The 24,987-nt window shown below is 74.3% G+C and carries 21 protein-coding genes and 1 pseudogene; 14 read left to right on the forward strand and 8 right to left on the reverse strand.

The genetic code is table 11. The annotated features are described in order from the left end of the window. Positions 1-326 (reverse strand): annotated as a pseudogene (locus tag PSR1_RS07440) (DNA internalization-related competence protein ComEC/Rec2); the annotation flags it as partial. A 194-nt stretch (positions 327-520) separates the two neighbouring features. On the opposite strand from PSR1_RS07440, the gene PSR1_RS07445 reads away from it, so the two are divergent. From PSR1_RS07445 to cysS, 3 genes are all read left to right on the forward strand, one after another. After that, on the forward strand, positions 521-1,036 hold the full coding sequence (locus PSR1_RS07445) for a CarD family transcriptional regulator (RefSeq protein WP_011420328.1): 516 nt from the start codon (positions 521-523) through the stop codon (positions 1,034-1,036). Between the two features lie 177 nt (positions 1,037-1,213). Further along, entirely contained in the window at positions 1,214-2,374 is a 1,161-nt protein-coding gene (gene ispD, locus PSR1_RS07450; RefSeq protein WP_059436985.1) for a 2-C-methyl-D-erythritol 4-phosphate cytidylyltransferase, read from the forward strand. Positions 2,375-2,409: 35 nt separating this feature from the next. After that, positions 2,410-3,855: a cysteine--tRNA ligase gene (cysS, locus tag PSR1_RS07455; protein ID WP_059436986.1), complete on the forward strand. Its 1,446-nt coding sequence runs from the start codon at positions 2,410-2,412 to the stop codon at positions 3,853-3,855. 30 nt (positions 3,856-3,885) lie between these two features. Here cysS and PSR1_RS07460 read toward each other — a convergent pair whose 3' ends face one another. The 3 genes from PSR1_RS07460 to PSR1_RS07470 form a co-directional block, all read right to left on the reverse strand. Continuing rightward, positions 3,886-4,077 carry a hypothetical protein gene (locus PSR1_RS07460; protein ID WP_059436987.1) on the reverse strand — a complete coding sequence of 64 codons (192 nt, stop codon included), beginning with the start codon at positions 4,075-4,077 and terminating at the stop codon, positions 3,886-3,888. 88 nt (positions 4,078-4,165) lie between these two features. Further along, positions 4,166-4,369, reverse strand: coding sequence for a cold-shock protein (locus PSR1_RS07465; RefSeq protein ID WP_059436988.1), 204 nt, complete (start codon positions 4,367-4,369; stop codon positions 4,166-4,168). 133 nt (positions 4,370-4,502) lie between these two features. Beyond that, a complete protein-coding gene (locus tag PSR1_RS07470; RefSeq protein ID WP_059436989.1) occupies positions 4,503-5,735 on the reverse strand; it encodes an MXAN_6577-like cysteine-rich protein in 1,233 nt (410 codons plus the stop codon). 114 nt (positions 5,736-5,849) lie between these two features. On the opposite strand from PSR1_RS07470, the gene uvrB reads away from it, so the two are divergent. Further along, positions 5,850-7,949: an excinuclease ABC subunit UvrB gene (uvrB, locus tag PSR1_RS07475; RefSeq protein ID WP_059436990.1), complete on the forward strand. Its 2,100-nt coding sequence runs from the start codon at positions 5,850-5,852 to the stop codon at positions 7,947-7,949. 168 nt (positions 7,950-8,117) lie between these two features. Here the strand turns inward: uvrB and PSR1_RS07480 are convergent, their stop codons facing one another. Together PSR1_RS07480 and PSR1_RS07485 are read right to left on the reverse strand one after the other, a co-directional pair. Next, on the reverse strand, positions 8,118-9,479 hold the full coding sequence (locus PSR1_RS07480) for a sigma-54 dependent transcriptional regulator (RefSeq protein ID WP_059436991.1): 1,362 nt from the start codon (positions 9,477-9,479) through the stop codon (positions 8,118-8,120). Continuing rightward, positions 9,479-11,443: a sensor histidine kinase gene (locus PSR1_RS07485; RefSeq protein WP_237757863.1), complete on the reverse strand. Its 1,965-nt coding sequence runs from the start codon at positions 11,441-11,443 to the stop codon at positions 9,479-9,481. Before PSR1_RS07485 ends, PSR1_RS07480 begins: the two co-directional genes overlap by 1 nt. A 161-nt stretch (positions 11,444-11,604) precedes the next feature. Between PSR1_RS07485 and PSR1_RS07490 the strand changes: the two genes are divergently transcribed. The 10 genes from PSR1_RS07490 to PSR1_RS07535 all read left to right on the forward strand — a co-directional run bounded on the left by PSR1_RS07490 (position 11,605) and on the right by PSR1_RS07535 (position 22,581). Then, positions 11,605-12,816, forward strand: coding sequence for a c-type cytochrome (locus PSR1_RS07490; protein WP_059437012.1), 1,212 nt, complete (start codon positions 11,605-11,607; stop codon positions 12,814-12,816). A gap of 97 nt (positions 12,817-12,913) precedes the next feature. Then, the gene (gene uvrC / locus PSR1_RS07495; protein ID WP_059436992.1) at positions 12,914-15,037 is read left to right on the forward strand and encodes an excinuclease ABC subunit UvrC; all 2,124 of its coding nucleotides are present in this window, start codon (positions 12,914-12,916) and stop codon (positions 15,035-15,037) included. A gap of 51 nt (positions 15,038-15,088) precedes the next feature. Continuing rightward, a complete protein-coding gene (gene cysK, locus PSR1_RS07500; protein ID WP_059436993.1) occupies positions 15,089-16,018 on the forward strand; it encodes a cysteine synthase A in 930 nt (309 codons plus the stop codon). Beyond that, entirely contained in the window at positions 16,015-16,953 is a 939-nt protein-coding gene (epsC, locus tag PSR1_RS07505) for a serine O-acetyltransferase EpsC (protein ID WP_059436994.1), read from the forward strand. Before cysK ends, epsC begins: the two co-directional genes overlap by 4 nt. Before the next feature lie 36 nt (positions 16,954-16,989). Beyond that, positions 16,990-17,610 (forward strand): inorganic diphosphatase, encoded by a 621-nt coding sequence (locus PSR1_RS07510; protein WP_059436995.1) that lies wholly within the window; start codon positions 16,990-16,992, stop codon positions 17,608-17,610. A 72-nt stretch (positions 17,611-17,682) separates the two neighbouring features. After that, positions 17,683-18,165: a DUF2721 domain-containing protein gene (locus PSR1_RS07515; RefSeq protein ID WP_059436996.1), complete on the forward strand. Its 483-nt coding sequence runs from the start codon at positions 17,683-17,685 to the stop codon at positions 18,163-18,165. 35 nt (positions 18,166-18,200) lie between these two features. Next, entirely contained in the window at positions 18,201-18,401 is a 201-nt protein-coding gene (locus PSR1_RS07520; protein ID WP_041453372.1) for a zinc ribbon domain-containing protein, read from the forward strand. A 145-nt stretch (positions 18,402-18,546) separates the two neighbouring features. Continuing rightward, positions 18,547-20,382, forward strand: coding sequence for a GspE/PulE family protein (locus PSR1_RS07525; RefSeq protein ID WP_059436997.1), 1,836 nt, complete (start codon positions 18,547-18,549; stop codon positions 20,380-20,382). Between the two features lie 40 nt (positions 20,383-20,422). Next, positions 20,423-21,922 carry an AAA family ATPase gene (locus PSR1_RS07530; RefSeq protein ID WP_059436998.1) on the forward strand — a complete coding sequence of 500 codons (1,500 nt, stop codon included), beginning with the start codon at positions 20,423-20,425 and terminating at the stop codon, positions 21,920-21,922. After that, positions 21,919-22,581: a GNAT family N-acetyltransferase gene (locus PSR1_RS07535; protein ID WP_059436999.1), complete on the forward strand. Its 663-nt coding sequence runs from the start codon at positions 21,919-21,921 to the stop codon at positions 22,579-22,581. The genes PSR1_RS07530 and PSR1_RS07535 overlap by 4 nt, the downstream gene beginning before the upstream one ends. Here PSR1_RS07535 and PSR1_RS07540 read toward each other — a convergent pair. Continuing rightward, entirely contained in the window at positions 22,481-23,272 is a 792-nt protein-coding gene (locus PSR1_RS07540; protein WP_059437000.1) for an inositol monophosphatase family protein, read from the reverse strand. The genes PSR1_RS07535 and PSR1_RS07540 overlap by 101 nt on opposite strands. A gap of 103 nt (positions 23,273-23,375) precedes the next feature. After that, positions 23,376-24,908, reverse strand: coding sequence for an acetyl-CoA hydrolase/transferase family protein (locus tag PSR1_RS07545; RefSeq protein ID WP_059437001.1), 1,533 nt, complete (start codon positions 24,906-24,908; stop codon positions 23,376-23,378). Positions 24,909-24,987 lie beyond the last annotated feature (79 nt).

A 24,987-nucleotide genomic window follows, 5' to 3' on the forward strand; every position in this document is an offset into this window, starting at 1 on the left:
GGCCACGGGGTGGGCTCCGCCCACGCCTCCAGGAGCGCGCCGCCCGCGGTGCGGACCGGGAAGCGGATCCGGTCCTCCAGGCGGTCGGGCGCGCCCACCACGCGGCCGCGCACCTGCACCGCGCCGCCGGGGGGAGCGGCCGGCGGGACGCGCGCCGAGGCGGCGGCCAGCCAGCCGGCCGCCCCGAAGGCGAGCGGCGCGAGGCGGGGGAGGAGCGCGAGCGGCAGGGCGCCCAGCGCGGCGGGCGGCACGGCGGCGCCCTCCAGCCCCAGGCCCACGCCCAGCGCCAGGCCGAGGGCCGGCAGGAGCAGCGGGCGGCGCGTCACCGGGGCGCCTCCGCGGCCTGCGCACGCCCCATGACGCAGGCGGCCGTCCCAGGGAGGGCGTCGCGAATATGCTCGAAATTTCGAGTGTTATTGACCGTGTCGGGGAGCTGTGGTAGTCTCCCGCGACTAAGCTCCCGCCCCGTAGTCGACCCGTCCGGTCGGCCATCGGCACCGGCGGTGGAGCGGAGGAAGGAATGTCCGCAACGCAGGCTACTCAGGTCGCCCCGAATTTCAAGGTCGGGGACAAGGCCGTCTACCCCGGGCAGGGGGTCGGCGAGGTCATGGGCATCGAGCACAAGGAGGTCGCCGGGCAGCGGCAGTCCTTCTACGTGCTCCGCATCCTGGAGAACGGGATGAAGATCATGATCCCCATGAACAAGGTCGGCTCCGTCGGCCTGCGGGAGATCATCGGGGAGAAGGACGTCCGCCGGGTCTACGGGATCCTCCGGGAGAAGGAGGTCTCGGTGGACTCCACCACCTGGAACCGCCGCTACCGGGAGTACATGGACAAGATCAAGACCGGCAGCGTGTTCGAGATCGCCGAGGTGCTCCGCGACCTCTACCTGCTCCGGTCGGACAAGGACCTCTCGTTCGGCGAGCGGAAGATGCTCGACACGGCGCGCTCGCTGCTCATCAAGGAGCTCGCCATCGCCAAGGCGTGCGACGAGCAGGACGTCGAGGACGACCTGAAGAAGATCTTCAACTGTTGATCCCCCTCCGCGGGACCCGGGGCCGCCGCACGGACGGAAGTCCGCGCGGCGGTCGCGTCTCGGCGCGGATCGCTTGACGTCTGGGCCCGGGTGCGGCACGCGTCCGGGCGGTAGCAGGGGCGGTGCCAGCCGGCGCCGCGGGGACGGGCGGCGCGCGCGCCGCGAGGAGGCGACGAGGTGATCCGCGGCGAGCGCGTGATCGGGATCCTGGCGGCGGGCGGCTCGGGGCAGCGGGCCGGCGTCGCCAAGCAGTGGCTGGTGCTGGGCGGCGAGACGGTGCTGCGCCGCTCGGCGCGGGTGCTCGCGGCCTGCGACGCCGTGGACGGGCTCGTGGTGGTGGTGCCGCCCGGCGACGAGGCGCGCGGCGAGGCGGAGCTGGCCGGGCTGGGGAAGCCGGTGCGCGCCGTGACCGGCGGCGCGGCGCGGGCCGACTCGGTGCGGAACGGGCTCGCCGCCGCGGACGGCGCGGTGGTGCTCGTGCACGACGCCGCCCGGCCGTTCGCGAGCGCGGCGCTGGCGGGGCGGGTGGCCGAGGCCGCCGCGCGCGACGGCGCGGCGCTGGCGGCGCTCCCGGCCACCGACACGGTCAAGCGCGCCGACGCCGGCGCCGAGGTGCCGCGCGTCGTCGAGACGCTGGACCGCCGCACCGTGTGGCTGGCGCAGACGCCGCAGGGCTTCCGCCGCGCGGTGCTCGAGCAGGCCTACGCCGCGGCCGGGCCGTCCGCCTCCGCGGCGACCGACGAGTGCGCGCTGGTCGAGGCGGCCGGGGCCCCGGTCACGCTGGTGCCGGGCGAGGCCGGGAACTTCAAGATCACCGGGCCGGACGACGTGCGCCGGGCCCGCGCGCTGCTCGAGGCGCCGGTCGCGACGGGCGTCGGCTACGACACCCACCGCTTCGCGCCGGGCCGCCGGCTCGTGCTCGGGGGCGTGGAGTTCGAGGGCGACGGGCTGCTCGGCCACTCCGACGCCGACGTCTGCGCGCACGCCATCGGCGACGCCATCCTGGGCGCGGCCGGGCTCGGCGACCTGGGCCGGCACTTCCCCGACACCGACCCGCGCTGGAAGGGCGTCTCCTCGCTGGCGCTGCTCCGCGAGATCGCCGCGAAGGCGGCCGAGCGCGGCTGGCGGGTGGGCAACTGCGACGTGACGCTGGCCGCGAAGCGGCCGAAGATCGCGCCGCGCGCCGAGGAGATGCGCGCGCGGCTGGCCGGGGCGCTCGGGATCTCCCCGGCCCAGGTCAACGTGAAGGCCACCACCGGCGAGGGCATGGGCTTCGTCGGCCGCGAGGAGGGCGTCGCCGCGCACGCGATCGCCCTGCTGGTGCGCGCGGCCGGCTGAGCCGGATCCCCGCCGACGAACGGGACACGACAGAGATGAGCATCCAGGTCCACGACACCCTGACCGCGCAGAAGCGCGAGCTGGTCCCCCTCGAGCCGGGCAAGCTGCGGCTCTACGTGTGCGGGCCCACCGTCTACGACTACTCGCACCTCGGCCACGCCCGCTGCTACGTGGTCTGGGACGTGGTGGTCCGCCACCTGCGCGCCCGCGGCCTCGAGGTGCGGTTCGTCCGCAACTTCACCGACGTGGACGACAAGATCATCCAGCGCGCCAACGAGCGCGGCGAGGATCCCATCGCGCTCGCGGCCCGCTTCGCCGACGCGTTCCACGAGGACATGGACGCGCTCGGGAACCTGCGCCCGGACGTCGAGCCGCGGGTGTCCGGCCACATCCCGGAGATCGTCGCGCTCATCGCGCGCCTGGTGGAGCGGGGCTTCGCCTACGCCCCCGGGAACGGCGACGTCTACTACGCGGTCCGCAAGTTCCCCGAGTACGGGCGGCTCTCGAAGCGCAACCTGGACGACCTCATCGCCGGGGCGCGGGTGGAGCCGGGCGAGGCCAAGCGCGACCCGCTCGACTTCGCGCTGTGGAAGGCGGCCAAGCCGGGCGAGCCGGCCTGGGACTCGCCCTGGGGCAAGGGCCGGCCGGGCTGGCACATCGAGTGCTCGGCCATGACGCAGAAGCACCTGGGCGCGCCCATCGACCTGCACGCCGGCGGCAAGGATCTCGTGTTCCCGCACCACACCAACGAGATCGCGCAGTCGGTGGCCGCCACCAGCGACGGCCTGCACGCCGAGGACTTCGCGCGGTACTGGATGCACAACGGCTTCGTCCAGATCGACGACGAGAAGATGTCGAAGTCGCTCGGCAACTTCTTCACCATCCGCGACGTGCTGGCGCGCTTCGACGGCGAGGCGCTGCGCTTCTTCCTGCTCGGCACGCACTACCGCCGCGACTTCAACTTCTCCGACCAGGTGCTGGCCGAGGCCGAGCGCCGGCTGGCCGCGCTCTACGAGACGGTGGAGAAGGCCGAGCGGCTGGGCGCGGGCGTGGAGCCGGGCGCGGAGCCGGCGTTCGTGGAGCGGGCGCGCGCCGCGCTCGACGACGACTTCAACACGCCGCAGGTGCTGGGCATCGTGGCCGAGGCGTTCACCGAGGCGAACGCCCTCGCCGACCGCAAGGGCAAGAGGTCGCCCGAGGAGAAGGCGCGGCTGGCCGCGTTCGCGCGCGGCGCGCGCGCCGTGGGCGCGGTGCTCGGGATCCTGGGCCGCCCGGCGGCGCAGGCGCTCTCCGCCATCCGCGACCGGGCGGCGGCGCGGCGGGGCATCGACGGGGCCGAGGTGGAGCGGCTGATCGCGGAGCGCGCGGCGGCGCGGGCGGCGAAGGACTTCGCGCGCTCCGACGCCGTCCGCGACGGGCTCCTGGCCCGCGGCGTCGTCCTGATGGACGGGCCGCAGGGCACGACGTGGAAGGTGGAGTAGGGGCGGGACGCGCCGCGACGGCGCGCGCCCTCAGTCCTCGAGCGGCGGCTGCGGCCCGGGGATGATGCCGGCGATGTCCGGATCCTCGCCGGGCGCGAGCGGGTTCGACTCGCGGGTCGCCTTCTCGCGCTTGCGCTGCTCCTTCTTCTCTTCCTTGTGGCGCTGCTTGTCTCGCCGCGCCGCTTCCTTCTGCCGCTTGGTCGCTCCGGGGTGGAAGGCCATGGTGTGCGCTCCTTCGAGGTTGGGGGCCTAAAGCGCGAAGGCCCGGCCGAGCGGCCGGGCCCCCACGACGTGCGACTCCGCCCGGCGGCTACGCCGCCCGGACGTTCGCGGCCTGCAGCCCCTTGGGGCCCTTCTTCACCTCGAACTCCACCCGCTGCCCTTCCTGCAGGCTGCGGAAGCCCTCGGCAACGATCGCGGTGTGGTGGACGAACACGTCCTCGCCGCCGCCGTCCTGGGAGATGAAGCCGAAGCCCTTCGCATCATTGAACCACTTCACAGTACCACTCGCCATCTGCACACTTCTTTCCGTGTTCGTCCGGGATGCACTTCCCGTCGGCCCCGAGCCGCGCCAGAGGCGTGGGACCCCTGTAACGTAGCCGCAGGGTGGTGAAAAGTCGAGCAGGTTCCAGGGGGACCGGGCCCGGCTAGTGCCAGGCCACCCCGCCCGCGAAGGGACAGGCGGCGATCGCGCAGGACCCGACGTTGCTGACGGTCGCGAGCCCCTTCATCGGGCTGCCGGCGTAGCACCAGACCGCCGCCTGGGTGCCCGTCTCCCGGCACAGGCAGAACGTGCCGCAGACCGTGTTCCCGTCGTAGGTCGTGCCCGTGGCGCTCCAGGCCAGGGCCGCGAGGACGGCCTGGGCCTGGGTGTGCTCGTCGAGGGCGCCGCAGTCGTAGTACGTCTGGCCGAAGCCGTTCTCGTGGGGGGTCTGGCAGGCGGTGCCGGACTCGCAGCAGCCGGTGCCCGGGCAGCAGGCCCCGCCGCACGCGAGCGGCGCGCCGGCCGGGCACAGGCAGCGGCCGCCGGTGCAGGCGGTCCCGGGCGCGCAGGCGGTCCCGCAGGTGCCGCAGTTCGCCGCGTCGGTCAGGAGGTCGGTGCAGACCGCGGCGCTCCCGGTCCCGCACACGACCTTGCCGGCCGGGCACGCGCAGGTCCCGTCCACGCAGGTCTGGCCGGCGGCGCAGGCGTGGCCGCACGTGCCGCAGTTCCTCTCGTCCAGCGCCAGGCTCACGCACGTCTGCGGCGAGCCGGTCACCGGGCAGACGTCGGGCAGGGCGTCCGGGCACTGGCAGCCCCCGCCCAGGCACACGTCGTTCGTGAGCGGGCAGACCGTCCCGCAGGCGCCGCAGTTCGTGGCGTCGATGCGGAGGTCGGTGCAGACCGCGCCGCAGGCGGTCCGCGGCGGGCTGCAGGTGCAGCTCCCGGCCGCGCAGTCCGGCGCCGGCTGCCCGCACGCCACGTCGCAGGCGCCGCAGTGGGCCGGGTTCACCTGGAGGTCCACGCACTCCGGCTTCGCGCCGGGGCACGCGGTCGCCCCCGCCGCGCAGGCGCAGGCGCCCCCGGCGCAGGTGCCGGGGCCGCAGGCGTGGCCGCAGGCGCCGCAGTTCGCCGCGTCGGTGGCCGGGTCCACGCACCGCCCGGCGCAGGGGATCTGCCCGGCCGGGCAGGCGCACGCGCCGGCGGTGCAGGCCGCCCCCGCCGCGCACGCGTGGAGGCAGGCGCCGCAGTGGATCGTGCTCGACTGGAGGTCCACGCAGGTGCCGCCGCAGTCGGTCTGGCCGGCCGGGCACGACTTCTTCGTGCCCCCGTTGCAGGCTGCGAGCGCGAGCGCGAGGGCCAGGGGGACGGCGCGGACGGTGCGGGCGAGGGGGTGCATGGGGGCCTCCCGGAACGGGGCTCCAGATTACTCTGGGTGGGAAGGGAAAGGGGGGCGCGGAGCGCGCGGCAAGCGGCCGCTGAACCCGTCGGGGAGGGCTGTTAGATTCCCGCGGTGCCCTTCGATCTCCAGAGCGCGTACCAGCCCACCGGCGACCAGCCCCGGGCCATCACCGAGCTGACCGACGGCCTGCGCCGCGGCGAGCGCCACCAGGTGCTGCTCGGCGTCACCGGCTCCGGGAAGACCTTCACGGTCGCGAACGTGGTCGCCCAGGTGAAGCGCCCGACGCTCGTCATCGCCCACAACAAGACGCTGGCGGCCCAGCTCTACGCGGAGTTCAAGGAGCTCTTCCCGACCGCCGCGGTGCACTACTTCGTCAGCTACTACGACTACTACCAGCCCGAGGCGTACGTCCCCTCGACCGACACCTACATCGAGAAGGACTCGTCCATCAACGACGAGATCGACCGGATGCGGCACGCGGCGACGCACGCGCTGCTCACCCGGAACGACGTGCTCATCGTGGCCTCGGTGTCCTGCATCTACGGCCTCGGCACCGCCGAGGCGTACCACGGGCTCCTGCAGCGGCTCGAGCGCGGGCAGGAGTTCCTGCGCGACCGCTTCATCCGCTCGCTCATCGACATCCAGTACGAGCGGAACGACCTCGACTTCCACCGCGGCACGTTCCGGGTGCGCGGCGACACCATCGAGGTGTTCCCGCCGTACGAGGAGGACCGCGCCGTCCGCATCGAGTTCTTCGGCGACGTGGTCGAGTCCATCCACGAGTTCGACCCGCTCCGCGGCGTCACGCTCGCCGAGCTGGACAAGGTCGCGATCTTCCCGAACAGCCACTACGTCTCGGCGCCGGACGTCCGGGCGCGCGCCATCTCCGGCGTCCGGGAGGAGCTGCGCGAGCGGCTCGGCGAGCTGAAGGCGGCGAACAAGCTGGTGGAGGCGCAGCGGCTCGAGCAGCGGACGATGTTCGACCTCGAGATGCTGGAGCAGATGGGCTTCTGCCCCGGCATCGAGAACTACTCGCGCTGGCTCTCCGGACGGAAGGCGGGCGACCCGCCGCCGTGCCTCCTCGACTACTTCCCGGACGACTTCCTGCTCGTCATCGACGAGTCGCACCAGACCGTCCCGCAGATCGGGTCGATGTACCGGGGCGACCGCTCGCGCAAGGAGACGCTGGTCGAGTTCGGGTTCCGGCTCCCGTCGGCGCTCGACAACCGGCCGCTCAAGTTCGAGGAGTTCGAGGCGCTGGTCCGGCAGGCCGTCTACGTGTCGGCCACGCCCGCCGCCTACGAGCTGGAGAAGGCGCAGGGCGTGGTGGTGGAGCAGCTCATCCGCCCCACCGGCCTGGTGGACCCGCAGATCGAGGTCCGCCCGGTGGGCTCGCAGGTGGACGACCTGCTCGGCGAGGTGCGCAAGCGCGCCGAGGCGGGGGAGCGGGTGCTCGTGACCACGCTCACCAAGCGCATGGCCGAGGACCTCACCGAGTACTTCACCGACGTGGGCGTGCGCTGCCGCTACCTGCACTCGGACATCGACACCCTCGAGCGGAGCGCGGTCATCCGCGACCTGCGCCGCGGCGAGTTCGACGTGCTCATCGGCATCAACCTGCTGCGCGAGGGGCTCGACATCCCCGAGGTCTCGCTGGTGGCGGTGCTGGACGCGGACAAGGAGGGCTTCCTGCGCTCCTCGGTGTCGCTCATCCAGACCATCGGGCGCGCCGCGCGCAACGTGAACGGCCGGGTGCTGCTCTACGCCGACGCGATCACCGCCTCGATGCGCCAGGCCATCGACGAGACCACGCGGCGCCGCGAGATCCAGGAGCGCTACAACGCCGAGCACGGGATCACGCCCACCACGGTGAAGCGGAACATCAGCGACCTCGGGATGGCGGTGGTCGAGGCGGACTACGTCACCGTGCCGCTCGCGGCCGAGGAGGGCGCGGAGTACCGGCCCGAGCAGCTCCCCGAGATCGTCGCGGCGCTCGAGCGGGAGATGCAGGACGCCGCCCGCGCGCTCGAGTTCGAGAAGGCGGCGCAGCTGCGCGACCGGGTGCAGGCGCTGAAGGACCTGCAGCTCGGGCTGCCGGCGCGCGCCGCCGGGTCGAGGGGCTCGCTCGGGAGCGGCGCGGTGGCGAGCGCGGCCGCGATGGGCAAGCTGCGCGGGGCGAAGCGGCCCATGCAGCGCCGGCGCCGGCGCTGAGCCCTCAGAGCGCGTGAATCAATCCGCGGACCGAGCCAGGCGGTCGAGACGCGAGCAGCGCGAGGCGCGACGACCGAGCATGCCCGTCGGCATGTGAGGGAGGAGCAACGACGCGATGCGACGCGGATCGGCCGCCGCGGCGACGGGAGGGGATTGGTTCACGTGCTCTCAGTCCTGGACGCCCCAGCGCTTCAGCTTGCGCCACAGGGTGGACTTGTCGATCCCGAGCGCCCGCGCCGCCTCGGCGCGCCGGCCCCCGCAGCGCTCCAGCACGCGCAGGACGTGCTCGCGCTCCGCGTCGTCCATGGCGAGCGGCCCGGGCGCCTCCGGCTCCGCGTCCTCCGGCGCCCCCGCGGCGCCGGCCAGCGAGGCCGCGGGGCCGACCAGCAGCGAGGCAGGCGACAGGAGCGGCCCGGGCTCGAGGATCAGGGCGCGCTCGATCACGTTCTCGAGCTCCCGGACGTTGCCGGGGTAGTCGTAGGCGGCGAGCTTGGCGAGCCCCTCCGGCGAGATCCCGGTGACGGCGGGGTTCACGTGCCGGTGCTTGCGCAGGAAGTGCCCGGCCAGCGCGGGGACGTCCTCGCGGCGCTCGCGCAGCGGCGGGATCGGCAGCGTCACCACGCCGAGCCGGTAGTACAGGTCCTGCCGGAAGCGCCCCTCGCGCGCGGCGCGCTCCAGGGGCTCGTTGGTGGCGGCGATCACGCGCACGTCCACCGGGATGGGCGCGGTGCCGCCCACCCGCTGCACCGTCCGCTCCTGCAGCACGCGCAGCAGCCGCACCTGGAACGCCGGCGTGGTCGCGCCGATCTCGTCGAGCAGGATGGTCCCGCCGTCCGCCGCCTCGAAGTACCCGGCGCGCCGGGTCACCGCGCCGGTGAACGCGCCGCGCTCGTGCCCGAACAGCTCGCTCTCCAGCAGCGTCGCCGAGAGCGCGCCGCAGTCGACCGGCACGAACGCGCGCCCGGCCCGCGGGCTCCACGCGTGCAGCAGCCGGGCGAAGACCTCCTTCCCGACGCCGGTCTCGCCCTGGATCAGCACGGTCGAGTCGGTGCGCGCCGCCCGCCGGGCGATCTCCAGGAGCGGCGCCATGCGCGGGTGCGCCGACAGGACCACGCCCTCCGGGCCGCCGGGCGCCGCCGCCTCCTCCTGCAGCCGCACCCGGGCGACGAGGCGCCGCCGCTCCAGCGCGCGGTCGAGGCGGAGCGCCACGTCCTCCGGCTCGAACGGCTTCGCCAGGTAGTCCTCCGCGCCGCGCTTGATCGCCTCGACGGCGCTCGAGAGCGAGGAGTGGCCGGTGATCACGAACACCAGCACCTCGGGGTCGAGCTCGCGCGCCCGCGCCAGGACCTGGATACCGTCCATGCCGGGCATCCGGAGGTCGGTGAGCACGGCGTCGGCGCCGTGATCGGCGAGGTGGCGCAGCGCCGCGGCGGGGTCGCCGAACGCGCGCACCTCGTGCGCCGGGGAGAGCAGCCGCACCAGCACGCGCTGCGCGACCGGATCGTCGTCGACCACCAGCACGCGGGCCATCAGGCGGCCTCCGCCGGGAGCTCGACGGTGAACGTCGCGCCGCGGCCCGGGGCCGAGTCCACCCGCAGCGCGCCGCCGTGGCTCCGCACGATGCCGTAGCTGACCGAGAGGCCGAGCCCGGTGCCCTGGCCGACCTCCTTGGTCGTGAAGAACGGGTCGAAGATGCGGGGCAGGTGCTCGGGGTCGATGCCGGCGCCGTGGTCGGTCACGCGCACCGAGACGCGGCCGTCCGCGGCCGCGGTCGACACCTCGACCCGGCCGCCCGGGCCGGAGGCGTCGATCGCGTTCAGCAGCAGGTTCACGAACACCTGCTCGAGCTGCGCGGCGTCCACCACCGCCGGCCGCGCCGGCCCGGGCTGGAACGCGAGCGCCACGCCCTTGCCCTCGGCCCGCAGCCGGACCAGCTCCAGCGCGCCCTGCACCAGCGCGTCCACGTCGTGGGCGGCGAGCGCGGGCGGCTGCCGCCGCGCGAAGCGGAGCAGCCCCTGGATGATGGCGCTGCAGCGGCGCGTCTGCTCGGTCACGTCGGCGAGGTCCTGCGAGAGCGCCCGCGGGTCGGCCGGCCCGGCCTCGAGGTCCCGCTTCGCCAGCGACGCGAGCGCCCGGATGTTGGAGAGCGGCGTGTTGAGCTCGTGGGCGAGGCCGGCCGCCATCTCGCCGATCGAGGCGAGCTTCTCGGTCTCGCGGAGCTGCCGCTCGGAGCGCTCGCGCTCGGCGAGGTGCTCCCGCATCACCGCGGCCATCCGGTTCACCGCCTCGCCCACCACCGCGATCTCGCGGCCGCCGCCCACCGGCACGCGCACCGAGAGGTCCTCGCCCAGGCGCCGGACGCCGTCGGCGAGCGACCGCAGCGGCCGGGTGAGCGTGCGCGACATGAGCAGGGCGGCGAGCACCATGCCGGCGAGCACCACCACCGAGAGCCCGACCACGGTCGCGCGCAGCCGCGCCACCGGCCGCGCGAAGTGCGCCTCGCGCGCCGCCAGCACGATCACCCACCCGCGGTCCTCGCGCGCGTAGGGCGAGTAGTAGACGTGCGCGAGGAGGTCGCCGGTCCCGGGCTGGACGCCGAGCCCGGCGTCGCTCGCCATCCACGACCGGACCACGTCCCCGGGGTACTGCTTCCAGGCGGTGACGTGCGTCCCGGTCTGGTTGCCGAACTCGCAGCCGCCGTCGGGGTGGAACAGGTAGATGCCGGAGCGCTCCGGGTCGGCGAGGTTCCGCTCCACCAGGAACGCGGAGCCCTGCTCCGGCGGGATGAGCCGGTTCAGCAGGGCGCCGACCTGGGCGCCCCAGACGTTCACGACCAGCACGCCGGCGCGGGCGCCGGACGGGAACGACAGCGGCGTCGCGAAGCGGACCATGGCGGGGCACCACGCCTCCTCGCCCTCCACCCGGCCGCGCTCCAGGTTCGAGACGATCACGGTCCCGGGCGCCGCGCGGACCGCCTCCTCGAAGAACGGACGGCCGCGGATCGACTGGATGGCGGGCAGGCCGAGCGGCCCGCGCCGCGCCGAGGTGGCGGCGCTGACCTTGCCCTCGCGCACCTTGAGGACCTCGCTCCCCTCGGCGTCGACGACGCGGACGGCCTGCAGGGCCGGGTCGAGCCGCTGGGCCGCCAGGAAGCTCGCCGTCACCGCCGCGAAGGCGGCGCCGTCCGTCGGGCCCCGCTCCGCGGCCGCGAGCGCGGCGGCGACCTCGGGGGAGGCGGCCAGGGCGGCCGCGGTGCGCTCGCCGTGCCGGACCAGCTCCTGGACCTCGCGCGCGGATCCGGCGGCGAGCGTCCGGATGTGCGACTCGGTGCGGCTGCGCAGCAGGCCCTCTGCGACGCCGAGCACGACGAGCGAGAACGCGACGAAGGACGGGATGCCCACCCCCAGCATCGTCGCCAGCATCCGGGCGCCGATCCCGGCACGGCGGGCGGGACCGTTGCGCTCCTGCAACCTCGGCGCGTCCTCGCGTTGCATCCTGCAACCCTCCGGTGCCGCCCCGGCGGCGTGCGGTAAAAATCCGCTTGGGGCGGCGGGAGCTTACCACCAGCGCCCCGGCGGCACGCGCCTGGAAAGAGGCACCGGCCGTGCCCGCGAGGCGGGCCACGCCGGCGCCCCGCCCGGCGAAGGAGGCCACCATGCTCCGTGCAGCCCGGTCCGCCGCGCTCGTCGCGGCGATCCTCTCCCTCGCGGCCTGCAGCGAGTCGCGCTCGCGCGCCGCCGCCCCGGCGCCGTCCCCCGCGGACCCGCAGCCGGCGCCTGCGCCGGCGGATCCGCAGGCGGCGTACCTCGCCGCCCGCCGGGCCGAGGTGGCGGCGATGCCCGACCCGCCCTCGGCGCTCCCGCAGAGCACCGGCGCGCGGCAGGAGCTCGCCTACATGATCGAGCTCGGCGAGAGGCTGCTGCGCGAGACGAACACGCACCCGCTCACGGCCCCGTACGTCGGGGCGTCCGGGCTCACCTGCAGCTCCTGCCACCTGGACGCGGGGAGGAAGAAGGCCATCGCCTCCACCTTCATCGGCGCCGCCGCGTCGTTCCCGGCGTTCAACGACCGCGACGGCGGCGTGATCACGCTGCAGGATCGCGTGAACGGCTGCTTCATGCGCAGCATGAACGGGACGCGGCTCCCGGAGAACTCGGAGGCGCTGCTCGCGATCGTCTCGTACATCAACTGGCTGTCGCAGGGCTTCCCGCTGCAGCCGGACCCGGACCGCGCCGTCTCCTCGCTGAACCGGTCCTTCCCCAACCCGGCCATCAAGGCCATGGCCCTCGCCGGCAAGGCGGTGGCCGCGAACGGCGCGTCGATCTACGACTCGCGCTGCGCGCCGTGCCACGGCGTGCACGGGGAGGGCCTCGTGGGCGCGCCGCCGGTCTGGGGCGAGCGCGCGTACAACCGGGGCGCGGGGATGGCGAACAACGTCCAGGCGGGCAGCTGGATCCAGTTCAACATGCCGCCGGCGGAGGAGCTGACGCTCACCGACCAGGAGGCGCTCGACGTGGCGGCGTTCGTGAACGCGCAGCCGCACCCGGCGTTCGTCGAGGCGGAGCACCTGCCCGGCGGCGGCGCCGGCTACGGCGGGGCGGAGATCGTGTACCACTACGGCGCCTCGTTCACCGCCGAGCAGGTCGCGGCCCGCGTCCCCTCCGGCCCGACCGCCGACCCGGCGCTGGACGGCGCGGCGCTGTACGCGGCCCGCTGCGCCGCCTGCCACGGCCCCCTGGCCGGCTCGGCGGTCCGGGGCCGCACCGCGGCGCAGATCTCCGCCGCGATCGCCGGGCTCGGCTCCATGGCCGGCCTGAAGGACCTCTCCGCCGCGCAGGTCGAGGCCGTCGCCGCGGCGCTGCGGTAGCGGACCGGCGGGCGGGCGCCGCACGGGCGTCCGCCCGCCGCCCGTCCGTGCGGACGGGCGTGATCCGCGCGCCGTTTCCGGGTAATTCCTTGCCCGGATGGACGCGAACCTGCGCAGGAAGCTGGACGAGCTGCCCGCCGAGCCGGGCTGCTACCTGATGAAGGACCGGGCCGGCGAGGTGGTCTACGTCGGCAAGGCGTCCAGCCTGCGCTCGCGCGTGCGCTCCTACTTCGACCCGGGTCGGGGCGACCAGCGCGCGTTCGTGGCGCTGCTCGACGACCTGCTCGGCGACCTCGAGGTGATCGTCACCCGCTCCGAGAAGGAGGCGGTGCTCCTCGAGAACGAGCTCATCAAGAAGCACCGGCCGCGCTTCAACGTGCGGCTGCGCGACGACAAGGACTTCATCGTCCTGAAGCTGGACGAGCGCCACCCGTACCCGCGCCTGGAGGTGCGGCGGGCGCGGGAGAAGCGGCAGCCGGGGGCGCGCTACTTCGGCCCGTACTCCTCGGCCTCGTCCATCCGCGAGACGCTTCGGATGGTGAACCGCCACTTCCAGCTCCGCACCTGCAGCGACCACGTCTTCGACCACCGCAAGCGGCCGTGCATCCTGTACCAGATCCACCGCTGCCCGGCGCCGTGCGTCTACGAGGTGCCCGCGGAGGAGTACCGGCAGTCGGTCGAGGACGCGGTGGAGTTCCTGGAGGGCCGCGAGGGCGAGCTGGTGGAGCGCCTGCGCGGCCGCATGGCGGGCGCCGCGGAGGGGCTGCGGTTCGAGGAGGCGGCGCGGCTGCGCGACCAGCTCCAGGCGGTCGAGCGGAGCCTGGAGAAGCAGCGGGTGCTGATGTCGGACCGCGGCGACCGCGACGTCATCGGCCTCTACCGCGAGGGGCCGGACCTGGTGGTGCAGGTGCTCTCCATGCGCGCCGGCAAGCTCCAGGACGCGCAGGCGCACCCGTTCCGCGAGCAGGAGTTCCCCGCCGAGGAGATCCTGTCCTCGTTCCTCTCGCTCTACTACGAGCACACCGACGCGCCGGACGAGATCCTGGTGCCGCTCGAGCCGGTCCAGGCCGAGGCGCTCGCCGACGTGCTCTCGGAGCGGCGCGGGCGGCGCGTCCGGCTGCTCACCCCGCAGCGCGGCGCGAAGGCCGACCTGCTCGACGTGGCCCGCCGCAACGCGGAGCAGGGGTTCCGGGCCTGGCACGAGCACGACGAGCGGCGAGAGCAGGCGCTGGCCTCCCTCGCGAAGGCGCTCCACCTGGCGCGGCCGCCGCGCTGGATGGAGTGCTACGACATCTCGACGTTCCAGGGCGCCCTCGCGGTCGGCTCGGGCGTGTCGATGAAGGACGGCGAGCCGGACAAGGCCAACTACCGCCGGTACAAGGTGAAGGCGGTGGCGGGGCAGGACGACTTCGCCATGCTGCACGAGGTCATCACCCGCCGGCTGCGGCGGGCGCTGGGGGAGGGGCAGCTCCCGGACCTGATCGTCATCGACGGCGGCAAGGGCCAGCTCAACGCGGCGCTGGCGGCGGCGAAGGACCTGGGCGTGCCGACGCGCCCGTCGCCGGGCAACCCCGACGCACCGTTCGTGGAGCTGGTGGGGCTCGCCAAGAGCCGGCTGGTGGACGGCCCGGCGCTCGGGACGGCGCGGGTGGTGGCGCGGCGCGGGCGGCGCGCGGAGGCGCGCCTCGCGGACGCCGCCGAGGCGGCGGAGAAGGGCTTCGTGTCCGAGCTGGCGCGCAGCCCGGAGCGCGTGTTCCTGCCCGGCCGCAAGGACCCGGTGGTGCTCCGGCAGAACTCCGCCGAGCTGTTCCTGCTGGCGCGCCTGCGCGACGAGGCGCACCGCTTCGCCATCACGTTCCACCGCAAGCTGCGCCGCGAGCGCAACTTCCAGAGCGTGCTCGAGGAGATCCCCGGGATCGGCGAGGGCCGCAAGCGGGCGCTGCTGCGCCACTTCGGCGCGCTGCGCCGGGTCCGGGAGGCGACGCCGGAGGAGATCGCGCAGGTGGAGGGCTTCGGGCCGAGGCAGGCGGCGGCCGTCCACGCGTTCTTCCACCGGCCGGACGCGCCGCCGGTCGCCGCCGACGCGCCGCCCGGCGCGCCGGACGCCGCGCCCGCCGGGGGTCCCGCCGACGCGAGCCCGGAGGCGGTGGTCGCCGCCACCGAGGCCGAGATCGACGCCGCGCTGGCCGACGAGGATGCGTCCCCGGAGCCCGCCGCTTAAGTCGGACGGCGACCGGCCGGTTTGATAAGGTCGGGCTCCCGAGGAGACGACATGCGGATCGCGGACGACGTCACGAAGCTCATCGGCAACACGCCGCTGGTGCGGCTGAACCGCGTGATGGACGGGGCGGGGGCGGTGGTCGCGGCCAAGCTGGAGATGCAGAACCCGGCCGGCAGCGTGAAGGACCGCATCGGCCTGTCGATGATCGAGGCGGCCGAGCGCGAGGGGAGGATCAAGCCGGACACGATCCTGCTCGAGCCGACCAGCGGCAACACCGGCATCGGTCTGGCGTGCGTCGCGGCGGCCAAGGGCTACAAGCTCGCGCTCCTCATGCCCGAGACCATGAGCATCGAGCGGCGCAAGCTGCTGGCGGCGCTCGGGGCGGAGCTCATCCTGACGCCCGGCCCCGAGGGCATGAAGGGCGCCATCCAGCGCGCCGAGCAGCTCGCCGCGAAGGACCCGCGGTACCTCGTCCTCCAGCAGTTCGAGAACCCGGCCAACCCCGAGGTCCACCGGCGCACCACCGCCGAGGAGATCTGGCGCGACACCGACGGCGAGGTGGACGTGCTCGTGTGCGCCACCGGGACCGGCGGCACCGTGACCGGCTGCGCGCAGGTGCTGAAGCCGCGCAAGCCGTCCATCCGCATCGTGGCCGCCGAGCCGGCCGACTCGCCGGTGCTCTCCGGCGGCAAGCCCGGGCCGCACAAGATCCAGGGCTGGGGCGCCGGGTTCGTGCCGAAGGTGCTGGACACCAAGCTCCTCGACGAGATCGTCACCGTGCGTCACGAGGACGCCGGCGACATGGCCCGGCGGCTCTGCCGCGAGGAGGGGCTCCTCTCCGGCATCTCCGACGGCGGGGTGGCCTGGGCCGCGCGCGAGGTCGCGCGGCGGCCGGAGAACGCGGGCAAGCTGGTGGTGGCGGTCCTGCCGGACACCGGGGAGCGCTACCTCTCGACCTGGCTCTGGGAGGACGTGAAGTGAGCGACGGCGTGAAGGCTCCGGCGGCTCCGGCGGTGGACCAGGTGGCGCTCGCGCCGGTGGTGGACGCGCTCTGCCGCGACGCGGCGGCGGCGTTCGGCGCCGGCGGGCGGGTGACGCTGCCGTCGCGCGAGGCGGTGATCCGGGTGGTGGAGGACCTGCGGGCGGTGCTGTTCCCGGGCTACTTCGGGACCAGCGACCTGCACGACGAGAGCCTGCACTACTTCGTGGGCGCCACCCTGGCCCGCGCCATGCGCGCGCTGGAGGAGCAAATCCGGCGCGGGTTCGCGTTCACCGAGCGGCACGACCTGAACGGCTGCACGCACTGCTTCGAGGAGGCGCAGGCGATCACCAAGGCGTTCCTCGCGCGCGTCCCGGAGATCCGTCGCCTGGTCGCCTCCGACGTCGAGGCCACCTACGAGGGCGACCCCGCGCTGAAGAGCCGCGACGAGGCCATCTTCGCCTACCCGGGCATGATGGCGGTGACCAACCAGCGCATCGCCCACGAGCTCCACGTGCTGGGCGTGCCGCTCATCCCGCGCATCATCACCGAGCACGCGCACACGCTCACCGGCATCGACATCCACCCCGGCGCGCGGATCGGCGAGCGCTTCTTCATCGACCACGGCACCGGCGTGGTGATCGGCGAGACCTCGATCATCGGCGACCGGGTGCGGCTGTACCAGGGCGTCACCCTGGGCGCGAAGAGCTTCCCGCTGGACGAGAACGGCAACCCGATCAAGGGAATCGATCGGCACCCCATCGTCGAGGACGACGTCGTGGTATACGCCGGCGCCACCATCCTCGGCCGGATCACCATCGGCAAGGGGTCGTCGGTCGGCGGCAACGTCTGGGTCACCTCCAGCCTGCCGCCCGGCAGCCGCGTCACCCAGGCCGAGGTCCGGGAGCAGCGCTTCGCGCACGGCGCGGGCATCTGATCCGGCGCGCCCGCGCCCCTGAAAGGACTCACCGCAGTGGCCTACCACCCGTGGCACGACGTGGAGCTGCCTCGCTTCGTCGAGGATCCGATCCCCGCCATCATCGAGATCCCCACCGGCTCGAAGGTGAAGTACGAGCTGGACAAGAAGTCCGGGCTGCTGCTCGTGGACCGGATCCTGTTCTCCGCGGTGCACTACCCGGCGAACTACGGCTTCGTGCCGCGCACCTACTGCGACGACGGCGACCCGCTCGACATCCTGGTGCTCTGCTCCGAGCAGATCCAGCCGCTCGCCATCATGCAGGCGAAGGTGATCGGCGTGATGCAGATGCGCGACGACAAGGGCCAGGACGACAAGCTCATCGCCGTCCACGCCGACGACCCGAACTACGCCGACTACTCGGACGTCTCCGAGCTGCCGCAGCACCGCCTGCGCGAGCTGCAGCGCTTCTTCCAGGACTACAAGGCGCTCGAGAACAAGAAGGTGCTGGTCCGCGCACCGCAGGGGCGCTCCGAGGCGCTCGAGGTGCTGCGCGACGCGATCCGCCTGTACGACCGGGACCGCGCGCGGCTCATGGGCACGCCGGGCCCGTCCGCGCCCGAGGCGCCCCGCGCCCGGCGCCCGGCCCGCGCCGGCAAGGGCGGCCGGCGCCGGTAGCGCCCGGTCCCCCGCCCGCGGGGGAGGGGAGCGGCCCGGCGGCGCGCCCGCCCGTGTGCATCTTGGACGCCGGTGGGCGCGCTCCAGCAGATCGCGGCGGCGGTGACGCCGGCGGTGATGGTCTCCGCCTGCGGGCTCATCGCGCTCGGCCTCGACAACCAGACCGCCCGCATGGCCGCGCGGCTCCGCGACCTGGCGCGCGAGTGGCGCGGGCTCCCGCCGCACGCGGCGCGGCGGGCGACGCTGGCGCAGCAGGTCGAGGTGCTGGACCGCCGCCACGGCCTCTACTCGCGGGCGCTGCTGCTCAACTACGGCGCGCTCTTCGCGTTCGTGGTCACCTCCCTGCTGTGGCTGGCCCAGGCGTACTGGGCGGTCCCGCCGGAGCTGCCGGTGCTGGTGTTCGGCCTGGGCGTGGCGATGCTGGCCGCCATGGCGGTGCTGGTCATCGCGGCCATCACCCTGGCGCGCAGCACCATCGAGGCCGAGGCGGGGGAGGTGCTGCGGGAGCGCCGGGCGCCGCCGGACGGGGGGCGGCCGGCGCCCGCCCGCGGCTGAACCCTTCCGGCCCGGACCGGCTCCCACCCCGCGCGATGCCCATCTACGAGTACGCCTGCGCCCGCTGCGGCAAGTCCTTCGAGACGCTCATCATCCGGCGGTCCGACGAGGCCGAGGTCGCGTGCCCGGCGTGCAACGGACGCGAGGTGTCCCGGCAGATGTCGCGGCCCGCGGCGGCGCGGACCGGCTCGGACGGCGGCGGCGCGCCCGCGCGCGGCTGCGGCCCGGTCGGTTGAGGCATCTGAGCCGCTCGCCCGGTCGGGCGAGTCCCCCTCCCAGGAACCCTTCGCCGAGGCGCGCGCACGCCGGCGTCGCCGCACCCACACGCCGGCCGGTGCGCGCGCTGGGTCGCGCGCCGGCGCCGCGGTAGAATCCCGCGGCGTGCCAAGGACCTACCGCGCCACCGACTACACCCTCGAGTTCGTCGCCGATCTCCTCGCCAGGGAGGGGATCCTCACCGACGACGCGCGCCGCACCGCCACCACCCGCGAGGGCGTGCAGCGCGCGCGCCTGCTCCGCGACGGCGCCTCCCGCAGCGGCGGGCGGGCGCTGCGGCGCGCCGAGCTCTCGCCGGTCGAGGTGCTCGCCTCGTTCGAGTTCCCGGACGCCCGGCGCGACGCCGAGCTGGTGGACGAGGACAAGGCCACGCAGGCGGTGGCCAAGGCGGTGGGGATCCCCTACCGCAAGATCGACCCGCTGAAGCTCGACGCCCAGCTCATCACCCGGACGCTGTCGCGCCCGTTCGCGCGCAAGCACGCGGTGCTCCCGCTGGAGCGCCGCAACGGCTCGCTGGTGGTGGCGGCCGCGAACCCGTTCGACCGGGAGCTGCTCGAGAACCTGCGCGGCCTGACCGGCGCCGAGGTCGAGCCGGTCCTCTCCTCGCCCTCCGACATCCACCGCGCCATCGCCGAGGTCTACGGCTTCCGCCAGCAGATCTCGCAGGCGCGCGTCGAGCTGGAGGGCGGCGCCGGCGCCCCGGACGTCACCAACCTCGAGCAGTTCGTGAACCTGTCCGGCATCGACGCGCTGGAGGCGTCGAGCGAGCCGGTGGTCGCGGCGGTCGAGTACCTGCTGCACTACGCGTTCGAGCAGCGCGCCAGCGACATCCACCTCGAGCCGCGGCGGGAGGAGTCGATCATCCGCATGCGGATCGACGGCGTGCTCCACCCGGTCCATCGCATCCCCAAGGCCGTGCACGGCGCCATCGCCAACCGGTTCAAGATCATGAGCCGGCTCGACATCGCGCTGAAGCGCCCGCAGGACGGGCGCATCCGCACCGCCCGCGGCGACGCCGAGATGGAGCTGCGCGTCTCCACCGTCCCCACCACCTTCGGCGACAAGGTCGTGATCCGCGTCCTCGACCCGACCGTGCTGGTGCGCGACCTCTCCGAGCTGGGGTTCCTCCCCGACGAGCGCGACCAGTTCGAGCGCTGGCTGCTGCGGCCGCACGGCCTGGTGATCGTGACCGGCCCCACCGGCAGCGGGAAGACCACCACGCTCTACTCGGCGCTGCAGGCGCTCGCCTCGCCGGAGGTGAACGTCGTGACCATCGAGGATCCCATCGAGATGGTCCACGAGGACTTCAACCAGATCGCCGCCAACCAGAAGACCGGCACCGGCTTCGCCGAGGCGCTGCGCCACGTGCTGCGCCAGGATCCGGACGTGGTGATGGTGGGCGAGGTCCGCGACGCCGAGACCGCCGCCCAGGCGGTGCAGGCGGCGCTCACCGGGCACATGGTGCTGACCACGCTGCACACCAACGACACGGTCAGCGCGGTGGCCCGCCTGCGCGACCTGGGCGTGCCGAGCTTCCTCATCGCCGCCACGCTCACCGGCATCGCCGCGCAGCGGCTGGTCCGGCAGGTGTGCCCGTCCTGCGCCGAGGACGTGCCGCTCACCGCCGACGAGGTGCACGCGCTGGGCGTGCCGCATCCCGAGGACCACGCCGGCAAGCTGCTGGCCCGCCGCGGCCGCGGCTGCCCGAAGTGCCGCTTCACCGGCTACTACGGGCGCAGCGGCATCTTCGAGGTCCTCCCAGTCAACGCGCGCCTGCGCCACCTGGTGGCGGAGGGCGCCACGCCCGAGGCGCTGCTCCGCACCGCCCGCCAGGACGGGCTGCGCCCGCTCCGCGATCACGCGGTGCGCAAGGTGGCCGCGGGCGTCACGTCCTTCGAGGAGGCGATGCGCGCCACCGCCGACGCCGAGGCGGCGCCGTGAGCGGGACGGCGCGGATCCCCGTCCCCCCGGTGAGCGAGCCATGAGCGTCTCCTCCGAGATCGCCGAGCTGTGGTCGGCGGGCACCCCGATCCTCTACCTGGTCACGCCGGAGGAGGACCGCGCCGTGGCCGCCTGCCAGGCGGCGGCCGCCGCCTTCGACGCGCGCTGCGCGGTGTGGTCCTCGCACCGCGGGCTCGACCCGTTGGCGCCGGGCGCCAAGGAGCCGGCGGCGCTGCTCGACGCGCTCCTGCGCGCGCCGGCGCCGTTCCTGGCGGTGGCGCTCGACTTCCACCACGCGCTCGCCTCGCCGGCGGTCGCGCGCCAGCTCCGCGACGCGCTGCCCCGCATGGCCGCCGAGGGGCGGTGCCTAGCGGTGGTGGCCCCGCGCCTGGCGCTGCCGGACGGGCTCGGCACCGACGCCGCGGTGATCCGCGTGCCGCTGCCCGACGACGCCGAGCTGGGCGCGCTCCTGGAGGTGGTCCAGGCGGGCCTCGCGCACCCGGCCGCGCCGCCGCCGCTGCCGGCGGAGGTGCGCCACCGCGCGCTGGTGGCGGCCCGCGGGCTCTCGGAGGCGCAGGCCCGCCGCGCGTTCACCCGCGCGCTGCGCCGGGACGCGGCGCTGGGGCCGGAGGGCATCGGCGCGGTGGCGGCCGAGAAGAAGCGGCTGCTCGCGCGCGACCTCGGCCTCGAGCTGGTGGACGCGACGGAGCGCCCGGAGGACCTGGGCGGGCTCGGCGCGTTCAAGGGCTGGATGGACGAGCGCGCGCTCGCGTTCGACCCGGACGCCTCGCGCTTCGGGCTCCCGCCGCCGCGCGGCGTGCTGCTCGTCGGCGTGCAGGGCTGCGGAAAGTCGCTGGCGGCCAAGGCCGCGGCGGCGCGCCTGGGCGTGCCGGTGCTGCGGCTCGACCTCCCGCGGGTGCTGGGCGCGCAGTCCGGCGCCGAGGAGGGGCTGGCGCGCGCGCTGGAGGCGGCGGAGGCGCTCGCGCCGGTGGCGCTCTGGGTGGACGAGATCGAGAAGGGGTTCGCGGGCAGCGCGCCCGGCGACGGCGGCGAGCCGCGCGCGGCGCGCCTGCTGGGCGCGTTCTCCACCTGGCTGCAGGAGCGCAGGGGGCCGGTGTTCGTGGTGGCGACCGCCAACGACGTCTCGCGGCTGCCGCCGGAGCTGCTGCGCCGCGGGCGCTTCGACGAGCTGTTCTTCGTGGACCTCCCGGACGCGGAGGCGCGCCGCGAGATCCTGGCGCTGCACCTGCGCCGCCGCGGCCGCGAGCCGGGGGCGGTGGACGTGGCGGCCATCGCCGAGCTGTGCGCCGACTACTCCGGCGCGGAGCTGGAGCAGGTGGTGATCGGGGCGCTGCACCGCGCCTACGCGCTCGGGCGCGAGCTCGAGACCGCCGACCTCCGCCGCGTGGCGCAGGACCTCGTCCCGCTGTTCCGGACCTACGAGGAGCAGATCAAGGCGCTGCGCGAGTGGGCCCGCGGGCGGGCCCGCGTGGCCGGCCGGGCCGGCGCGGTGGTGGACCTGTTCCGGCGGGTGCAATGACCGGCGCGCGCCTGGAGATCCGCCCGGCCAGCCCGGAGCGCTGGGCCGACCTGGAGCGGCTGTTCGGCCCGAACGGCGCCTGCGCCGGCTGCTGGTGCATGTGGTGGCGGCTCCCGCGCGCCGCGTTCGACGCGGGCAAGGGGGAGGGCAACCGCCGCGCGCTGAGGGGGCGCGTCGCGGCGGGCGACGTCCCCGGGCTGCTCGCCTACGACGGCGAGACGCCGGTGGGCTGGGTGGCGCTCGCGCCCCGCGCCGACTACCCGCGCCTCGGCGCCTCGCGGATCCTGGCCCCGGTGGACGCGGAGCCGGTCTGGTCGATCACCTGCTTCTACGTGGCGCGCTCGCACCGCCGGCGCGGTGTGACCCGCGCGCTGGTGGACGCGGCCGAGCGCCACGCCCGCGAGGCGGGCGCGAGCATCCTCGAGGCCTACCCGGTGGACCCGCGCGGCGCGACCGCCTCGGCGTTCCTCTACACCGGCCTCGCCTCCACCTTCCGCGCGGCCGGCTTCGAGGAGGTGCTGCGGCGCAGCCCGACGCGGCCCATCGTCCGCAAGCTGCTCACCGCGCCGCGAGCGCCCGCAGCACGTGGTCGTGCACCAGGCCGTTCGACGCCACGCAGCTCCCCGACGCGACCGTCGGCCTCCCGTCGAGGTCGGTGAACCGGCCGCCGGCCTCCTCCACCAGGATCTTCAGCGGGGCGAGGTCCCACAGGTTCACCCCGGCCTCGACCCACGCCTCGGCCTCGCCCTTCAGCACCAGCGCGCAGCCGGCCAGGTCGCCGTAGCAGCGCGCCGCCTGCGCCGAGATCGCGAGCGCCGCCACCCGCTCCAGCATGGGCGGGCGGAACAGCACGTGCGGCTCGCCGAGCGACAGCGTGGCGTCCTCCCAGGCGGCCAGCCCGGAGACGCGCAGGCGCGCCGGGGCCGCGCCGCCGGCGCGCAGCCAGGTGCCGAGGCCCCGGGCCGCCCAGTACACCTCGCCCAGCGCGGGCAGGGCCATCGCCCCGGCCACGATCTCGCCGCGGTGCTCGCAGGCCACCAGCGGGCCCCAGAAGCCGCGCCCGCGGGTGAAGCCCTTCGTCCCGTCGAGCGGGTCCACGATCCAGCGGGTCTCGCCGGCGCCGGCGTGCTCGCCGGTCTCCTCGCCCAGGAAGCCGTGATCGGGGAACGCGGCCCGCACCACCGCCAGCACCGCCGCCTCCGACTCGCGGTCGGCCGCGGTGACCGGGCTGCGGTCCGGCTTGCGCTCCACGCGCACGCCGCGGCGGAAGTGGGCGAGGCTGGCCGCCGAGGCGGCCTCCGCCGCCGCGCGGGCGGTGTCCATCGCGCGCTGCAGGTCGAGCTCGGGCATGCGGGGAGCCTAGCGCGGCGGCGGGGACGCGCCGCCGGAAAAAGCGCGCGGCGGCCGCCCGGGAGGACGGCCGCCGCGGGTGCGACGGGCTATCGGAGTCCGGCTACTTCTTCGGGCGCATGTCGCCCGTCTCGAGGTAGCGCGTGTGGAACGAGAACGCCTCCTTGAGCATGTGCGGCGTGTGCTTCCCGAAGCTGCCGTTCTTCATCGAGCGGTTGTAGTAGTCCCAGAGGATCGGGCGCCAGTCGGGGTGCGCGCACTTCTCGATGACTTCCTTCGCCTTCTGCTTCGGGCTCTTCCCGCGCAGGTCGGCGAAGCCGTACTCGGTCACGATGCCGTTGACCTCGTGCTCCGTGTGGTCGATGTGCGACGCGAACGGGACGATGGCCGAGATCTTCCCGCCCTTCGCGACCGACGGGGACATGAAGATCGTGTACGCCGAGTTGCGGGCGAAGTCGCCCGACCCGCCGATGCCGTTCTCGATGCCCTTGCCCACGATGTGGGTCGAGTTCACGTGGCCGTAGATGTCGGCCTCGACGAACCCATTCATCGCGATGCAGCCGAGGCGGCGGATGACCTCGGGGTGGTTCGACACGTCCTGCGGGCGCAGGATGATCTGCTTGCGGTAGCGGTCGATGTTCTTGTTGAACCGCTCCTGGCCCTCGGGCGAGACGGAGAACGCCGTCGCCGACGCGATCTTGAGCTTGCCGGAGTCGAGGAGGTCCAGCATGCCGTCCTGGATCACCTCGGTGTAGCTCATCATGTTCTCGAAGTGCCCCTCGTTCAGGCCGACGAGCACCGCGTTCGCGATGTTGCCGACGCCCGACTGCAGCGGGGTGAGGCTCTTCGGGAGCCGGCCGGCCTTCACCTCGCCGTCGAGGAAGTCGAGGATGTGCTGGGCGATCCGCTTGTGATCCGCCTCGGGGGCCTTGAAGGGCGCGTTGCGGTCGGGGTTGTTGGTGACCACCACCGCCGCGACCTTCGAGACGTCGATCTTGAGCGTGGGCGACCCGACGCGGTCATCGGCCCGGAGGACCGGGATCGGCGTCCGCTCGCCGTGGCGGCCGGTGACGTTGAGGATGTCGTGCATCCCCTCGAGCCGCTCGTCCTGCCACTCGTTGACCTCGAGGATGTACTTCTCCGCGACGTCGAAGTAGGCGGTGTTCGCGCCGCACGAGGACGAGAAGACGAGCGAGCCGTCCTCCTTGATCTTCGTGACCTCGACGATGGCGAAGTCGATCTTGTTGTCGGGGCGCCCGTAGTACCCGTAGCGCACCAGCGAGCCGGCGTGGCTCAGGTGCATGTCCTGGTACTCGATCACGCCCTCGTTGATCTTCTGCCGCATGACGGCGTCGCCGTTGTACGGGAAGCGGAAGCTGACCGACTCCGTCAGGCCCATGGCCTGGTCGAGCTCGGGGCCGGTCGAGGCGCCGGTGAGGGCGGTGACCTTGAAGGCCTTGCCCTTCATCCGCTCCTCGATCGCGCGCTTGGAGAGCGCGATGGGCACGGCCTTGGGATAGCCGGCGCCGGTGAAGCCCGACATGCCGAGGATGGCGCCGTTGGGGATGAGCCCGGCGGCTTCTTCGGCGGACATCACCTTCGCCTTGAGGCCCTTGTGGAGAATCCGATCCGACATGCGTTCAGCCTCCTAGGTTCCTGCTGCTGTCACGGAAAGCGCGGGTACGACCGAGAGTGCTGCGACACACCTGCTGTGG

Source organism: Anaeromyxobacter sp. PSR-1 (assembly GCF_000964525.1).
GTDB lineage: Bacteria > Myxococcota > Myxococcia > Myxococcales > Anaeromyxobacteraceae > Anaeromyxobacter.

Bases quoted from the DNA above. Each gene is read 5' to 3' on its own strand.
- PSR1_RS07445 (WP_011420328.1), top strand. From the start codon at position 521: ATGTCCGCAACGCAGGCTACTCAGGTCGCCCCGAATTTCAAGGTCGGG.
- cysS (WP_059436986.1), top strand. From the start codon at position 2,410: ATGAGCATCCAGGTCCACGACACCCTGACCGCGCAGAAGCGCGAGCTG.
- PSR1_RS07460 (WP_059436987.1), bottom strand. From the start codon at position 4,077: ATGGCCTTCCACCCCGGAGCGACCAAGCGGCAGAAGGAAGCGGCGCGG.
- PSR1_RS07465 (WP_059436988.1), bottom strand. From the start codon at position 4,369: ATGGCGAGTGGTACTGTGAAGTGGTTCAATGATGCGAAGGGCTTCGGC.
- PSR1_RS07470 (WP_059436989.1), bottom strand. From the start codon at position 5,735: ATGCACCCCCTCGCCCGCACCGTCCGCGCCGTCCCCCTGGCCCTCGCG.
- PSR1_RS07480 (WP_059436991.1), bottom strand. From the start codon at position 9,479: ATGGCCCGCGTGCTGGTGGTCGACGACGATCCGGTCGCGCAGCGCGTG.
- PSR1_RS07485 (WP_237757863.1), bottom strand. From the start codon at position 11,443: ATGCAACGCGAGGACGCGCCGAGGTTGCAGGAGCGCAACGGTCCCGCC.
- PSR1_RS07490 (WP_059437012.1), top strand. From the start codon at position 11,605: ATGCTCCGTGCAGCCCGGTCCGCCGCGCTCGTCGCGGCGATCCTCTCC.
- uvrC (WP_059436992.1), top strand. From the start codon at position 12,914: ATGGACGCGAACCTGCGCAGGAAGCTGGACGAGCTGCCCGCCGAGCCG.
- cysK (WP_059436993.1), top strand. From the start codon at position 15,089: ATGCGGATCGCGGACGACGTCACGAAGCTCATCGGCAACACGCCGCTG.
- PSR1_RS07520 (WP_041453372.1), top strand. From the start codon at position 18,201: ATGCCCATCTACGAGTACGCCTGCGCCCGCTGCGGCAAGTCCTTCGAG.
- PSR1_RS07530 (WP_059436998.1), top strand. From the start codon at position 20,423: ATGAGCGTCTCCTCCGAGATCGCCGAGCTGTGGTCGGCGGGCACCCCG.
- PSR1_RS07535 (WP_059436999.1), top strand. From the start codon at position 21,919: ATGACCGGCGCGCGCCTGGAGATCCGCCCGGCCAGCCCGGAGCGCTGG.
- PSR1_RS07540 (WP_059437000.1), bottom strand. From the start codon at position 23,272: ATGCCCGAGCTCGACCTGCAGCGCGCGATGGACACCGCCCGCGCGGCG.
- PSR1_RS07545 (WP_059437001.1), bottom strand. From the start codon at position 24,908: ATGTCGGATCGGATTCTCCACAAGGGCCTCAAGGCGAAGGTGATGTCC.